Origin of the sequence: uncultured Roseovarius sp. (assembly GCF_963972555.1) — a bacterium.
GTDB classification, from domain to species: domain Bacteria; phylum Pseudomonadota; class Alphaproteobacteria; order Rhodobacterales; family Rhodobacteraceae; genus Roseovarius; species Roseovarius mucosus.
Map to the genome: position 1 here is coordinate 1 of NZ_CAXAUM010000011.1, position 14,603 is coordinate 14,603.

Sequence of the window (14,603 nt, forward strand, 5' to 3'; positions counted from 1 at the left end):
CAGGTTTTCAACCTGAAAAGAGGGGTTCGACTCCCCTACGGGCTGCCACTTTTCCACATCATCGAATTCTGCTCTTGTCGCCGTCGGCATCGTCGGGTCACGTTGTGATCGTGTGCCAGAAAGCACGCGCTTCGCAGATCGGAGCGCCGCATCACCGCGTATCACCGTGACCCGACCACGTCGCGATCTTGCACAAGGCCCTCGGGATTGGATAGCTCTTGCTCAAGACCGCGCGCACCAGAAAGCCCCGATCACGATGCCACCTGCCCGCCCCCCCTCAGCCCTGATCGCTGCTGCCCTCCCCGAGGTGGCGCCGGGGCGGCGCGTGACCGTGGCAGGGCTGGTGCTGGTGCGTCAGCGTCCCGGCACCGCGCGCGGCGTGGTCTTTGTCACGCTCGAGGACGAGACCGGCACCGTCAATGTCGTGATCTGGCGCAAGGTGTTCGACCGCTTTCGCCGCGCGGTCATCGCCGGGCGAATGCTGCGGGTCACTGGCCGGGTCGAGCGGCAATCGGGTGTGACCCATGTCGTCGCCGAAGAGATCGAGGACATCTCGCCCCTGCTTGACCTTCTGGCCGATCCCGAAACCCCGCTTTCCCCACCGGATCAAACAGGCTAGGCTCTGCCCGTTCCTCTCTCGCGAGACGCCTGCCCATGATGCCTTTCCGCCTGTCCTGTCTCGCGCTCGCGCTCGCCCTTGCCGCCTGCCAGCCCGCGCCACCCGGCCCGGATCGCCCAAGCCTCGGGGCCGAGGCCCCACCCGGTGCCGCGCCCGGCACCTGCTGGGGAAAGAAGGACACTCCGGCCGTAATCGAAACCGTGACCGAGCAGGTGCAGCTTTCGCCGGCTGAAACCGATGCCACGGGACGCGTTCTGCGCCCCGCCACCTATGCCACCGTGACCCGTCAGGCCATTCTGCGGGAACGTGTCACGACCTGGTACGAAACCCCCTGCCCCGATGTGCAGACGCCCGAATTCATCGCCTCGGTGCAACGCGCGCTCGCGGCACGCGGGCTCTATACGGGCCAGATCACGGCCCGGTTCGACGCCCGCACCCGCGCCGCCATCGCCCGCTATCAGGCCCCGCTTGGTCTGGACAGCGACACGCTCTCGCTCGACAGCGCCCGTCGCCTGGGGCTGGTGGCCACGCCGATCCCCGACTGACGCGGTCGCCCTCTTCAACCCTGCCTCCGGCTTCGCCTGGCCCGAAATACCTCGGGGGAATCCCGGATCAATCCGGGACGGGGGCAGCGCCCCCAGCCCTCAGCCCTGCCCCTGATCGACCAGCCGCTGTGCCAGCGCCAGATAGGCCCGCGCCGCCGCGCTATCGCCCGCCGCCACGGGACGGCCCGCGTCCCCCGCCAGCCGGGTTTCCAGATCAATCGGCAAGGCCGCCAGGAGCGGCAGACCCAAGCCCTCGGCCTCGTGCCGGACCCCGCCATGACCAAAAACATGCGCCTCATGGCCACAGGCGGGACAGGAAAAGAACGACATGTTCTCGATCATGCCCAGGATCGGCACCTGCAGCGTGCGGAACATGTCCATCGCCTTGCGCGCATCAAGAAGGGCCACATCCTGCGGCGTCGAGACGATGATCGCCCCATCGGGCCGCGCGCGTTGGCTGAGCGTCAGTTGCACATCGCCCGTGCCCGGCGGCAGGTCAACGATGAGCGCGTCAAGATCGCCCCAATCGACCTGCGCCAGCATCTGCTGCAACGCCCCCATCAGCATCGGCCCCCGCCAGATCACCGCCTTGGCCGGATCGAGCATCAGCCCGATCGACATGACCTTGACGCCATGCGCCTCAAGCGGGGTGATCCGCGTGCCATCCGGGCTTGCCGGGCGCGCGCTCAGCCCCATCATCCGAGGCTGGCTCGGCCCGTGGATATCCGCGTCGAGCAATCCCACGCGCCGCCCCTGACGCGCCAGCGCCACCGCCAGATTGGCCGCGACGGTGGATTTACCCACACCGCCCTTGCCGCTGGCCACCGCCAGCAGCGCGCCGATGCCCTCTGGCCTGATCGAGGCATTGCCCCCCTTGGGATGCTGCCCCAGCTTGAACACAGGCGGGGCCGCCTGCGCCGTAAGCACCACCCGAGCCCGGACGATCCCCGGCAGGCTCAGCGCCGCGCGTTCGGCGGCGGCACGCAACGGCTCCATCATCCGCGCCATCTCCGGGCTTGGAGCCTCGATGACAAAGCGCACCTCGCCCGCCTCGACCTCGAGCGCGCGCACCATATCCCGTGACATCAGATCGCCCCCGTCGGGCAGTTCGAGGTGCCGCAACCGCGCTTCAAGTTCGCTGCGAAAATCGCTCATTTTCGGTCCTTTGGTCTTGGGTTGCTCTTTCGCCCGCCCCACAACCGGGACGGCACATCTTCACATAACGCCTAAAAAATGCCGCATTTGCTTAACCTTAGGTCACTTTCGGCTTATGCAATTGCTGCATAGCAGCATTGCTCATGCGGGGTATTGTGCAGGCGCAGCAAAGGCGTATCTTAGTCTCAACAAAGGGCGAAACGAACTTCGCCGAACTTGAACACGATCAAATCCGCAAGGACCCGAAAAAATGCCGACGACGTTTTACACCAGACGCTCTGCCGCCGCCGTTCTTGGCGAAGACCTGAGCGCGGCTGTTTATGCTGCCATGCAGCGTATCGTGGATTATCGCACCTATCGCCGCACGGTCAATGAGTTGTCGCAGCTCAGCGCGCATGACCTCGCCGATCTGGGCCTGCACCGCAGCGAAATTCGCCGCGTTGCGCATGAAACAGTTTACGGCCACCGGTCGTAATAAAGGATCAGATACCCCCCTCCTCCTCCCTGGGGTATCTGTTACGGTCACGGGCATCTTTCCTCCTCCCTGATGCTCGGGGCCGTCAAATTGGGACTGAACAGGTCCTTATGTTTTGCGGATGGCCCTCTCCTCCTCCCTGGGCCGGACGTATAGGAAACGGCGGCACCCCTCCTCCTCCCTGGTGCCGCCGTTTTTTATTGCGCGCAGGCAAAGCAGAGATTTTCAGTGACATGACCGAACGGCTGGTGCCTCCGGTCGCCATTGGCCACGCGGCCCTGCCCTCAATGCAGAATCCGCGCCCGTCCACGCCGCACCGGCTTGACCTGAAAGGCGCGGCAGGCCTCTTGCAGGACCCCGACAAAGGCCCGCGCCGCGTCGCTCTCGGCGGTCTGGGCCTCCGGACTTTCCAGCGCGGCCCTGACAAGCTGTGACGTGACCGGCCCATCGACCGCGCAGGCCCATTGCAGGAAACCCAACCGCGCGGCCTGCATCGCCTGTGACCCGGTCGCCGGGCTGCTCTCAAGCCCATCCATGATTCGTAGAAAACTCATCTTGCTTTTCTCCCCGACCGCACCCCGGGTCGGATGGGGCGAGAGCGGCAAGGGTCATGGCACGTCGGAGCATCCGGCCTGGCGTGCACACGCCCGCACCGCACCCCGCGATTCGACGTCACGCCAAGGCTGGTTTCCGGGCTTGGACGGCAGGCCATGCGGCCCTCGCGTTGCGGCACCTTCCCGGGCAAACCTGCCCAGTGGCCTATTGCCGAAACGCCCTTCCTTACCGTTGCGGGGGCAGCGCCGGACTTGCACCGGCTTCCCAATTCTCCGCCCCAAAGGGCGGCACCCTGACAGGTTTAGCCTAACCGCGCGGGCCCCCAAGCCGCAAGCCTGAAACCGACGCCGCCCGGACCGCTCACGCCAGAACCCGGTAGCGCGCCGCGTAGCTCACCGGAAAATTCACCGAGCGCGCAATAAAGCAAAAGGCATGGACCTGCCCATGCAGCGCATCGGCTTGGGCAAGGTCGGTTCCCGCCGGCACCGCAATCCTTGGCCGCAGCGTGGCACGCAGAAACCGGCTCGCCCCGGCGCTGTCGGTCTCCCCCACCGCCAGCGGATCGTCTTCGTAGGATTGCACGGCAATGCCTGCGTCACTCGCCAGATGCAGAAACCACAGCATATGACAGGCGCTGAGCGCGGCAATCAGCATGTCCTCGGGGTTGTGCAGGCCGGGATTTCCCCCGAGCAGCGGGTCGTTGGAACAATGGATCACCGGCTTGCCCGGCGTCTCGACATTCCAGGTGCGGTCATAGCCCTTGTAATGCCGCGTCCCCTCGCCCCGGTTTCCGGTCCACACGACGCGGGCGGTATAGTCATGCTCTGACATGCTCTGCGCTCCCCTTTGGCACGCGCGCAGCATCGCGCGAAATCGTCGCGCCAGACAAGTCAGGATCGCCGCACCCGCCCTCAGGGGCAGAAAATATCGTTGAAGAGGGCAAACAGCATCAGCGACAGAATGAGCGTGAGACCAACGGTCATCAGCACCCGCAAGGCCCGCTCGCTCGGCGGACGGCCCGCGACCGCCTCATAGGCATAAAACACCAGATGCCCGCCATCCAGAACCGGCACCGGAAAGAGATTGAGCAGCCCCACCGCCGTCGACAGCACCGCGATGAACCAGATGAAACTCTGCGCGCCCTGGCTGGCCATCGCCCCCGAGACCTGCGCGATACCGATCGGCCCGGACATGTTGCAACTGCTGATCGCGCCCGTGATCATGTGATAGAGACCCGAGAGCGAGCTTTGGATGATGTCGCCGATCTGCGCCACCGCATCGCCCACCGCCTCGATCAGCCCCAGCCGCTCTGTCGCAGGCTCGAACGCCATGCCGCCCGCAATCCCGATCCGCCATTCGGTGCGAAACCCGCCCTCAGGCTGCGGCTCGTCCACCCGGCGCGGCGTGATCGAGACCTCGTGGGTCCCGCGACCCTCGCGCCACACTGTCAGCGTCAGAGGTGCCCCGTTCGATCCCTCGACCACAACCTTGAGCTCTTCAAAGGCCACAATCGGCGTGCCGTTAACCGCCGTGATGACATCGCCCGCCTCCAGATCCGCAGCAAATGCCGCCGATTGCGGCGCAAGCCCGCTGATCAAGGGCGGCATGAGCTGTGGCCCCGTCGCCTCGATCTCGCGCCCTGCACGTTCGACCCTGTAGTCGAGCAGCGCCACACGCGGCAGCGCGTCGATCATGTCGTCATAGACCTCGCCCGCCGCCACATCCGGCAGGGGTTGGCCTTCGATGCTCAGCACCCGGTCGCCCGGTTCTAGCGTGATCCCAGCTACCGGCAGCGGCTTCAATGCCCCCACCGTCAACGGATCGGCGGTCTTGCCACCAGTCATCATCACCGCGCTGAAGATCACGATGGACAGAATGAAATTGAATATCGGCCCCGCCGCCACCGTCGCCGTGCGCGCCCAGAGAGGCGCACCATGCATGGTCTGGCGCAGTCGTTCAGGCGGCAGCGCCGCCATCGCCGCGCCATCCTTGCCACTCGCGGCATCGGCATCGCCCAGAAACTTGACGAACCCGCCAAAGGGCAAGGCCGCGATCTGCCAGCGTGTCCCATGCCGGTCCATCCGCGAAAACAGCACCGGACCAAACCCAAGCGAGAACACCTCTGCCTTGATCCCCGACCAGCGCCCGACGATGTAATGGCCATATTCATGGACGGCGACGATCACCGACAAGGCCACGACAAAGGCTGCAAGGGTCACGAACAGATTGCCGAACTGCGGCAGAGAGGTCAGAATTTCCACACTTTATCCTTGGGTTTTTCGCTGAGACACGACCAGATCGGCCTGCTTCCTAGCCAGATGGTCCATGTGGGCCACCACATCAAGGGTCATCTCGGAATTCCGCGCCTCGGGCGCATCGTGCAAGGCTGTCAAAACCTCCTCAACCACGATGTTCATGTCGGTAAACCCGATCCTTCCTGCGATAAAGTGATCCAGCGCCCGCTCCTTGGCGGCGTTGAACACCGCCCCCGAGAGGCCGCGCGCCTGCATGACCTCGCGCGCAAGCCGCAGCGCGGGATAACGCTCGGGGTCAGGCGGGCGAAATTCCAGCGTGCCAATCGCCGCCAGATCGAGTGCAGCCACCGGCAGCGCCTGACGCTGCGGCCAGTTCAGCGCGTAGCCGATGGCATGGCGCATGTCGGGCGGCCCTACATGCGCCATGAGCGCCCCGTCGCAGAACCCCACCAGCGCATGCACAAGCGATTGCGGATGGATCAGCACCTCGATCTGATCGGGGGCAAAGCCAAAGAATTCCCGCGCCTCGATCATCTCCATCGCCTTGTTGAACATCGAGGCGGAATCGATGGTGATCCTCTGTCCCATGGCCCAATTGGGATGGCTCGACGCCTCGGCCACGGTGGCGGCGGCCAGCCGCTCCAGCGGCCAATCGCGAAATGCCCCGCCCGAGGCGGTGATGATGACCCGGCTCACGGCGGCAGCATCCTCGCCGACCAGCGCCTGAAAAATCGCCGAATGCTCACTATCCACCGGCAGGATATTGGCGCGGTTGGCGCGCGCGGTGCGCATCATCAGCGCCCCCGCCGTCACCAGCGATTCCTTGTTGGCCAGGGCCAGTGTCGCGCCCTGCTCCAGCGCCGCCAGACCGGGGGCCAGCCCGGCGGCCCCTACGATAGCCGACATGACCCATTGCGCCGGACGGCTGGCCGCCTCGATCAGCGCGGCCTTGCCCGCCGCCGCCTCGACCTTGCTGCCCCTCAGCGCCTCGCGCAGGGACACCAGCAGATCGTCATGCGCCGTGACCGCCACTTCGGCCCCCAGATCAATCGCATCCCGCGCCAGCTGGTCGATATGATGCCCGCCCGTCAGCGCCACCACCTGATAGGCGCCCGGCGCGCGGCGGATCAGGTCAATTGTGTTCTGCCCGACAGAACCGGTCGCGCCTAAAATGGAAATACGTTTCATGCCACCCCCGGCAAGAGACCCAGCGCCCAAAGGATCACCACAACCAGCGCCGCGCCCAGCATCGCATCGAACCGGTCCAGAACACCGCCATGACCCGGGATGAGGTTGGAACTGTCCTTGATCCCACGCAGCCGCTTGACCGCGCTCTCGGCGATATCCCCCATCTGCCCGGCAAAGCCTACCAGCACCGACAAAGGCACCAGCGCAAGACCTGCCCCGGTCGGCCCGGCAAAGATCAGCCCGATCACAGCCGCACCAATCCAGCCCGCAATCGTGCCGGACCATGTTTTCTTGGGGCTGAACCGTGGCCAGAACTTGGGCCCGCCCAGAATGCGCCCGGCAAAGTACCCCGCCACATCCGAGATCACCACGACCGCAACCAGCCACAAAACCCAGACCAAACCTGCCTCGGCGCGGAGCGTGCCCATGGCATAACAGCCCAATAGCGCCCAGAGCGCCAGCGCAAAGAACGGCCCGCGCTCGCGCTCGATTGAGCTTGACGCGACCATCACTGCGGCCAGCAAAAGAGGCAAGACCATGATCCCCGGCAGCCAGAGCGCCAGCGCCAAGGCCACCGCCGCCAGCACGCCAGAGCGCAGCGCATCACGGGCCGCGAACATCCGCGCGGCTTCCCAGATCATCGCGCCCGCCAGCGCACAGACCAGCGCGGCAAAGGGTAATCCACCTACCCAGATCTCAACCGCGCCCACGACGATCAGCACGATACCCGACACAAGCCGGGGCCAGAGATCAGCCCAACGCGCCGCGCCGCTCATGCAGGCACAGCTCCAAAGCGGCGGTCCCGCGTGCCGTACTGCGCGAGCAATCCAGCAAAGACGTCCGGCGTGAAATCCGGCCAGAGCGTGTCGATGAACTCATATTCCGCATAGGCCGATTGCCAGAGCAGGAAATTGGAAATCCGCGCCTCGCCGCTGGTGCGGATCACCAGATCGGGGTCGGGCAAAACATAGGTATCCAGATACCGGGGCAAGGTCTCCTCGTCCACATCCTCTGGGCGCAACCGCCCTGCGGCCACATCCTCTGCCAGCCGCCGCGTGGCGCGCGATACCTCATCGCGCCCCCCATAATTCAGGGCAATGGTCAGGTTCGTGCCGGTGCAATGCGCGGTCATCGCCTCGGCCTCGTCCATCAGCCCGCGCAGCTTGGCATCCAGACGCGGCCGGTCCCCGATGAAACGCACCTGCACATTCTCGCGCACGAATTCCTGCATTTCCTTCATGATATAGCGGCGAAAGAGACTCATGAGACCGGCCACCTCGGTCTGTGTCCGTTTCCAGTTCTCGGTGGAAAAGGCAAAGATCGTCAGATACTTGACCCCCAAACCGGGGCAGGCCTGCACAATTTCACGCACCCGCCGCGCGCCGGCGTGATGCCCGAAAAGGCGCGGACGCCCGCGCTTTTGCGCCCAGCGTCCGTTACCATCCATGATGATCGCCACATGGCGCGGCCCCTCGGCCGGCGCGGATATTCCTGCCATGGGCGCGCTTTTTGCCATCAGACCTGCATGATCTCCGCTTGCTTTCCCTCAAGCAATTCATCCACATGCTTGATGAAACGGTCGGTCAGGGATTGCACCTCGGATTCCCAGAATTTCTGATCATCCTCCGACATGCCATCGCCCTTGGCCTTCTTGATCTGATCCATGCCATCGCGGCGCACATTGCGCACGGCGACGCGGGCGTGTTCGGCATATTGCGCGGCGACCTTGGTCAATTCCTTGCGGCGCTGCTCGTTCAACTCGGGGATCGGCAACATGATGATCGTGCCATTGAGCTGCGGGTTGATACCCAGACCGCTCTCGCGAATGGCCTTTTCGACCTTGCCGACCAGCCCCTTGTCCCAGACATTGACCGTCACCATGCGCGGCTCTGGCACGTTGACCGTGCCCACCTGGTTGATCGGGGTTTTCTGGCCATAGGCATCGACCATGATCGGTTCCAGCATCGAGGCCGAGGCGCGCCCGGTGCGCAACGAGGCAAACTCGGTCTTCAGCGCGCCAATCGCCCCTTCCATCCGGCGTTCCAGATCGCCTGTGTCGATTTCGATTTCATCCGCCATACTGTCTTGGTCCTTCTTGCGGCTCTTGCGTCTGAGCCTTGTTTTGCCTCAACCGTGCACGGTTGTATAGGTGCCCTCACCGGCCAGAATGCCCTTGAACCCGCCCGGTTCGTCAAGTGAGAAGACGATGATCGGCAGGTTATTGTCCCGCGCCAGCGCAATCGCAGAGGCATCCATCACCCCCAGATGCTGCGCCAGAACCTCGTCATAGGTCACACGCTCGAACCGCTTGGCATCCGCGTGCTTGATCGGGTCCTTGTCATAGACGCCGTCCACCTTGGTCCCCTTGAAGATCGCCTCGCAGGCCATTTCATTGGCGCGCAGCGTGGCGGCCGTATCCGTAGTGAAATAGGGATTGCCGGTTCCGGCAGCAAAGATGCAGACGCGCTTTTTCTCCAGATGCCGCACCGCGCGGCGGCGGATATAGGGCTCTGCCACCTCATCCATGCGGATGGCCGAAATCACCCGACAGAACACGCCCATCTTTTCCAGCGCCGATTGCATCGCCAGCGCGTTCATCACCGTGGCGAGCATGCCCATGTAATCGGCGGTCGTGCGCTCCATCCCCTGCGCACTGCCTTGCAAACCGCGAAAGATGTTGCCGCCCCCGATAACCATGCAGATCTCGACCCCCAGATCATGCACGATCTTGACCTCGCGCGCGATCCGCTCGACCGTGGGCGGATGCAGGCCATACCCCAAATCCCCCATCAGCGCCTCCCCGGAAATCTTGAGCATCACACGGGTGAATTTGGCTCTCTCCGGGGTGGTCATCGGCATTCTCCGCTCGGTCGTGTCAATCCCGCGCAAAATGTCGCAAATGCCGCCCATGTGCAATCGCTGATCACCCCGTTTCGCGGGGAAAAGGCGGCAAACCGCCTCGCCAAACCGCGCGATTGGCGCTAACCGGGGCCTATGCACCTGCCCATTGACATCGCCCCCGACCGCCCCATCTTGATCGCCGGCCCCACTGCCAGCGGCAAATCGGCGCTTGCGATGGAAATCGCCCGCACCCAAGGCGGCGTGATCGTCAACGCCGACGCCCTGCAAGTCTATGAAAACTGGAGGATTCTCAGCGCGCGGCCCAGCCCCGAGGATGAGGCCGCAATCCCCCACCGCCTTTATGGTCACGTCGGTGCGCGCACGCCCTACTCCACCGGCCATTGGCTGCGCGAGGTGGCGGCGATCCTCAAGGCTCCCGCGCGGCCCATCATCGTCGGCGGCACCGGCCTCTATTTCAGCGCCTTGACCGAAGGTCTGGCCGAAATCCCCGCAACCCCCGCCGCGATCCGCGCCGAGGCAGATCACCTGCTGGCCAGCCAGGGCCTTGCCCCCCTTCTGGCTGCGCTCGACCCCACGACCCGTGACCGCATCGACACGCGAAACCCGATGCGCGTGCAGCGCGCCTGGGAGGTGCAGCGCGCCACGGGTCGGGGGCTGGCCGCCTGGCAGGATGACACACCGCCGCCTCTCCTGCCGCTCGGCACCTGCACGCCGCTCGTGATCACCGCTGACAAGGATTGGCTTGGGGCCCGTATCGCTCGCCGTTTTGATGCAATGCTGGGCGCCGGAGCGCTGGACGAGGCGCGCGCCAATCTGCCCCTCTGGGACCCTGCCCTGCCGTCGATGAAGGCGATCGGCGCGCCCGAACTCATCGCGCATCTACGTGGGCAAATGACCCTCGATCAGGCCCGCGAGGCCGCCACCATCGCCACCCGCCAATATGCCAAACGCCAGCGCACATGGTTCCGAGCGCGGATGCAGGCGTGGCACCCCATCGACGCCGAAACGCTCGCCGCCTGAAACACTCGCATTTCGTGCAACCATTTCGCATTTCGTGCAGCGAGCCGCGATTTTCAGGACATGTGAGGCGACAATCCGCGCCCGCCCTCTCCAAATCCCGCCCAAGGCCGCCCGGCCCCGTCTTTGGGAGGAGACCACATGATTCCAGCCGCATTCGAATATCACCGCCCCGGTGATCTGCCCGCCGCCTTGGCCCTGCTGCAAGAACACGGCGACGACGCCCGCGTCATCGCAGGCGGTCACAGCCTCATCCCGATGATGAAGCTGCGCATGGCCGAGGTGCCGCATCTCATCGACCTGCAAGCCATCGACGCCCTGCGCGGGATCACCATGGATGGCAGCCGGATCACCCTCGGGGCCATGGTCACACAGGCGGAAATCATCGCCCATGCCGGCCTCACCACCCACGCGCCCATCCTGCGCGAAGCCGCCCTTCAGATTGCCGACCCGCAGGTGCGCGCCATGGGCACGGTCGGTGGCAATGTCTCCAATGGCGATCCCGGCAACGACATGCCCGGTCTCATGCAATGCCTGAATGCCACATTCCACGTCACCGGCCCGAGTGGCAGCCGCACCATCCCCGCGCGAGAGTTTTACGAGAGCGCCTATCTCACCGCCCGTGAGGATGACGAAATCCTGACCGCCGTCAGCTTTGACGCACCCACCGGCGGGCAGGCCTATGAAAAGCAGAAACGCAAGATCGGCGATTACGCCACCGCCGCCGCCGCCGTGATCCTCACCCGCTCGGGCGATCGCTGCACCACTGCATCCATCGCCATGACCAACCTGTCGGATACGCCCATCTGGGCCGAGGCAGCAGGCGAGGCCCTTGTCGGCACCGCCTGCAACGAGGATGCCGTTATCGCCGCAATCACCGCAATGCAGGCCGCCATCGACCCGTCAGAGGACAATCGCGGACCGGTCGAATTCAAACGCCACGCTGCGGGCATCATTCTGGCCCGCGCCATCGCCCGCGCCTGGTCGCGCGCCTGAGGAATAGACCCATGTCCAAGAAAATGCAGATCACCCTCACCGTGAATGGCACCCGGCATGAATTGCTGGCAGAGCCGCGCGAACTCCTGATCCACGTCCTGCGCGAACGCCTCAATATCACCGGGCCTCACATTGGCTGCGAAACCTCGCATTGCGGCGCCTGCACCGTGATCATGGGCGAGCGGTCGATCAAATCCTGCACCGTTTTTGCGGCTCAGGCCGATGGCGCCACCATCACCACCATTGAGGGCCTTGGCACGCCCGACTCGCTGCATCCGCTGCAAGAGGCGTTCCGCGAGCATCACGGGCTGCAATGCGGCTTTTGCACGCCGGGAATGATCACCCGCGCGGCGCAACTCCTCAAGGAAAACCCCGACCCGACCGAGGAAGAGGTGCGTTTTGGTATGGCCGGCAATCTCTGCCGCTGCACCGGCTATCAGAACATCGTCAAATCCGTGCTTGCCGCCGCCGCCACGATCAATGCTGCCAAGGAGGCCGCAGAATGAACGACCTGACCCCAGACCGCGACGACCGCACCGCCAAGCTCAAGGGCATCGGCTGCGCCCGCAAGCGCGTCGAGGATGCGCGCTTTACCCAAGGCAAGGGCAACTATGTCGATGACATCAAGCTGCCCGGCATGCTCTTTGGCGATTTTGTCCGCTCGCCCTACGCCCATGCCCGCGTCAAATCCATCGACACCTCCGCCGCCATGGCGCTTGATGGCGTGGTGGCTGTGCTGACCGCCAAGGATCTCGAACCGCTTGGCCTGCACTGGATGCCCACGCTGGCAGGCGACAAACAGATGGTGCTGGCCGATAGCAAGGTGCTCTTTCAAGGGCAAGAGGTGGCCTTTGTCGTCGCCCGCGACCGCTATGTCGCCGCCGATGCCGTGGAACTGGTCGAGGTCGAGTATGAGGAACTCCCCGTCATCACCGACCCGTTCGAGGCCCTGCAATCCGATGTGACCCTGCGCGAGGATCTCGTCCCCGGCGCCGATGGTGCCCACGGCCCCCGCCGCCACCCCAACCACATCTTCTTGTGGGAAGAGGGCGACAAATCCGCCACCGAAGAGGTGATCGCCGCCGCCGATGTGGTGGCCGAGGAAATGATCTACTACCACCGCACCCACCCCTGCCCGCTGGAAACCTGCGGCTGCGTCGCCTCGATGGACAAGGTGAATGGCAAGCTCACCGTCTACGGCACCTTTCAGGCCCCGCATGTGGTGCGCACCGTGGCCTCGCTGCTCTCGGGAATAGACGAACACAACATCCGCGTTGTGTCGCCCGACATCGGCGGCGGTTTTGGCAACAAGGTGGGGGTCTATCCCGGCTATGTCTGTTCCATCGTCGCCTCTATCGTGACCGGCGTGCCGGTGAAATGGGTCGAGGACCGGATGGAAAACCTGATGGCCACCGCATTCGCCCGCGACTACTGGATGAAAGGCAAGATCGCGGCCACCAAAGACGGCAAGATCACTGGCCTCTGGTGCCATGTCACCGCCGATCACGGCGCGTTCGACGCCTGCGCCGATCCCACCAAATTTCCTGCCGGCTTCTTTCACATCTGCACCGGCAGCTATGACATCCCCGTGGCCTATGTCGGCGTCGATGGCGTCTATACCAACAAGGCCCCCGGCGGCGTCGCCTATCGCTGCTCCTTCCGCGTGACGGAGGCGGCCTATTTCATCGAACGGATGATCGAGATACTTGCGATCGAGTTGGGCATGGATGCCGCAGAGCTGCGGCGCCTCAACTTCATCCGCGCCGACCAGTTTCCCTATCAGTCGGCGCTTGGCTGGGAATACGATTCGGGCGACTATCACATCGCTTGGGACAAGGCGCTCAAGGCCGTGGATTACGCCGGTCTGCGCGCGGAACAGGCCGACCGGGTCGCGGCCTTCAAACGCGGTGAAACCCGCAAATTGCTGGGGATCGGCCTGACGCATTTCACCGAAATCGTCGGCGCAGGCCCGGTCAAGAATTGCGACATCCTCGGGATGGGCATGTTCGACAGCTGCGAGATTCGCATCCACCCGACCGGATCGGCTATCGCCCGCCTTGGCACCATCTCTCAGGGTCAGGGTCACGCCACCACCTTTGCCCAGATCCTCGCCTCCGAAATCGGCATTCCGGCGGACAAGATCACGGTGGAAGAAGGCGACACCGACACCGCCCCCTACGGCCTTGGCACCTATGGCAGCCGCTCGACCCCCGTTGCAGGCGCGGCCACCGCGCTCGCCGGTCGCAAGATCCGCGCCAAGGCGCAGATGATCGCGGCCTATCTGCTGGAGGTCCACGACGATGACGTCGAATTCGACATCGACCGCTTTGTCGTCAAGGGCGCGCCGGAACGGTTCAAGACCATGGCCGAGATTGCCTATGCCGCCTATCATCAGGCCATTCCCGGCGTCGAGCCGGGGCTCGAAGCGGTCAGCTACTATGACCCGCCCAACATGACCTATCCCTTCGGCGCCTATATCTGCGTGATGGAGATCGACGTGGACACTGGCGAAATCGCGGTGCGCCAGTTCTACGCGCTCGACGATTGCGGCACCCGCATCAACCCGATGGTGATCGAAGGCCAGGTCCACGGCGGCCTGACCGAGGCACTCGCCATCGCCATGGGGCAGGAAATTGCCTATGACGAGATGGGCAATGTCAAAACCGGCACGCTGATGGATTTCTTCCTCCCGACTGCCTGGGAAACGCCGCATTACACCACCGATCACACCGAAACCCCCTCGCCGCATCACCCCATCGGGGCCAAGGGCGTGGGCGAAAGCCCGAATGTCGGCGGTGTTCCGGCCTTTTCCAACGCCGTGCATGACGCGCTGCGCCCCTTTGGCCTGCGCCACACCCATATGCCGCATGATCATTGGCGCATCTGGCGCGCGGCGCACGAGCTTGGGCTGCATGGCTGAGGACGGGACCGGGGGC

The 14,603-nt window shown here is 64.5% G+C and carries 16 protein-coding genes and 1 riboswitch; of the genes, 7 read left to right on the forward strand and 9 right to left on the reverse strand.

The window, feature by feature from the left end:
- The first annotated feature begins 256 nt into the window (after positions 1–256).
- Positions 257–619, forward strand: a complete 363-nt coding sequence (locus tag AACZ65_RS11715; protein WP_037270575.1) for an OB-fold nucleic acid binding domain-containing protein — start codon at positions 257–259, stop codon at positions 617–619.
- Between the two features lie 35 nt (positions 620–654).
- Complete coding sequence (locus AACZ65_RS11720; protein ID WP_339671065.1) at positions 655–1,164, forward strand: peptidoglycan-binding domain-containing protein; 510 nt, start codon at positions 655–657, stop codon at positions 1,162–1,164.
- A gap of 99 nt (positions 1,165–1,263) precedes the next feature.
- On the opposite strand, the gene AACZ65_RS11725 is transcribed toward AACZ65_RS11720, so the two are convergent.
- Positions 1,264–2,319, reverse strand: a complete 1,056-nt coding sequence (locus AACZ65_RS11725) for an Mrp/NBP35 family ATP-binding protein (RefSeq protein WP_339671067.1) — start codon at positions 2,317–2,319, stop codon at positions 1,264–1,266.
- Between the two features lie 250 nt (positions 2,320–2,569).
- On the opposite strand from AACZ65_RS11725, the gene AACZ65_RS11730 reads away from it, so the two are divergent.
- Positions 2,570–2,794, forward strand: a complete 225-nt coding sequence (locus tag AACZ65_RS11730; RefSeq protein ID WP_297543203.1) for a DUF1127 domain-containing protein — start codon at positions 2,570–2,572, stop codon at positions 2,792–2,794.
- Positions 2,795–3,078: 284 nt separating this feature from the next.
- On the opposite strand, the gene AACZ65_RS11735 is transcribed toward AACZ65_RS11730, so the two are convergent.
- The 8 genes from AACZ65_RS11735 to pyrH form a co-directional block, all read right to left on the reverse strand.
- Positions 3,079–3,348, reverse strand: coding sequence for a hypothetical protein (locus AACZ65_RS11735; protein ID WP_297543205.1), 270 nt, complete (start codon positions 3,346–3,348; stop codon positions 3,079–3,081).
- 109 nt (positions 3,349–3,457) lie between these two features.
- Positions 3,458–3,659: riboswitch (cobalamin riboswitch) on the reverse strand.
- A 50-nt stretch (positions 3,660–3,709) separates the two neighbouring features.
- Positions 3,710–4,180 (reverse strand): OsmC family protein, encoded by a 471-nt coding sequence (locus tag AACZ65_RS11740; protein WP_339671070.1) that lies wholly within the window; start codon positions 4,178–4,180, stop codon positions 3,710–3,712.
- A gap of 80 nt (positions 4,181–4,260) precedes the next feature.
- Complete coding sequence (rseP, locus tag AACZ65_RS11745; protein WP_339671072.1) at positions 4,261–5,610, reverse strand: RIP metalloprotease RseP; 1,350 nt, start codon at positions 5,608–5,610, stop codon at positions 4,261–4,263.
- Positions 5,611–5,613: 3 nt separating this feature from the next.
- Positions 5,614–6,792, reverse strand: a complete 1,179-nt coding sequence (gene dxr, locus AACZ65_RS11750; protein ID WP_339671074.1) for a 1-deoxy-D-xylulose-5-phosphate reductoisomerase — start codon at positions 6,790–6,792, stop codon at positions 5,614–5,616.
- On the reverse strand, positions 6,789–7,568 hold the full coding sequence (locus AACZ65_RS11755) for a phosphatidate cytidylyltransferase (RefSeq protein ID WP_339671076.1): 780 nt from the start codon (positions 7,566–7,568) through the stop codon (positions 6,789–6,791). The genes dxr and AACZ65_RS11755 overlap by 4 nt, the downstream gene beginning before the upstream one ends.
- Complete coding sequence (locus AACZ65_RS11760; protein ID WP_052115262.1) at positions 7,565–8,308, reverse strand: isoprenyl transferase; 744 nt, start codon at positions 8,306–8,308, stop codon at positions 7,565–7,567. The genes AACZ65_RS11755 and AACZ65_RS11760 overlap by 4 nt, the downstream gene beginning before the upstream one ends.
- Positions 8,308–8,871: a ribosome recycling factor gene (gene frr, locus AACZ65_RS11765; RefSeq protein WP_339671078.1), complete on the reverse strand. Its 564-nt coding sequence runs from the start codon at positions 8,869–8,871 to the stop codon at positions 8,308–8,310. The genes AACZ65_RS11760 and frr overlap by 1 nt, the downstream gene beginning before the upstream one ends.
- 48 nt (positions 8,872–8,919) lie before the next feature.
- Positions 8,920–9,645 (reverse strand): UMP kinase, encoded by a 726-nt coding sequence (gene pyrH / locus AACZ65_RS11770; RefSeq protein WP_206018426.1) that lies wholly within the window; start codon positions 9,643–9,645, stop codon positions 8,920–8,922.
- Positions 9,646–9,786: 141 nt separating this feature from the next.
- Between pyrH and miaA the strand changes: the two genes are divergently transcribed.
- The 4 genes from miaA (at position 9,787) to AACZ65_RS11790 (ending at position 14,587) form a co-directional block, all read left to right on the forward strand.
- Positions 9,787–10,674 carry a tRNA (adenosine(37)-N6)-dimethylallyltransferase MiaA gene (miaA, locus tag AACZ65_RS11775; RefSeq protein WP_339671080.1) on the forward strand — a complete coding sequence of 296 codons (888 nt, stop codon included), beginning with the start codon at positions 9,787–9,789 and terminating at the stop codon, positions 10,672–10,674.
- 138 nt (positions 10,675–10,812) lie between these two features.
- Complete coding sequence (locus AACZ65_RS11780; protein WP_339671082.1) at positions 10,813–11,667, forward strand: xanthine dehydrogenase family protein subunit M; 855 nt, start codon at positions 10,813–10,815, stop codon at positions 11,665–11,667.
- Positions 11,668–11,678: 11 nt separating this feature from the next.
- Positions 11,679–12,173 (forward strand): (2Fe-2S)-binding protein, encoded by a 495-nt coding sequence (locus tag AACZ65_RS11785; protein ID WP_339671083.1) that lies wholly within the window; start codon positions 11,679–11,681, stop codon positions 12,171–12,173.
- The gene (locus tag AACZ65_RS11790) at positions 12,170–14,587 is read left to right on the forward strand and encodes an aerobic carbon-monoxide dehydrogenase large subunit (protein ID WP_339671085.1); all 2,418 of its coding nucleotides are present in this window, start codon (positions 12,170–12,172) and stop codon (positions 14,585–14,587) included. The genes AACZ65_RS11785 and AACZ65_RS11790 overlap by 4 nt, the downstream gene beginning before the upstream one ends.
- Positions 14,588–14,603 lie beyond the last annotated feature (16 nt).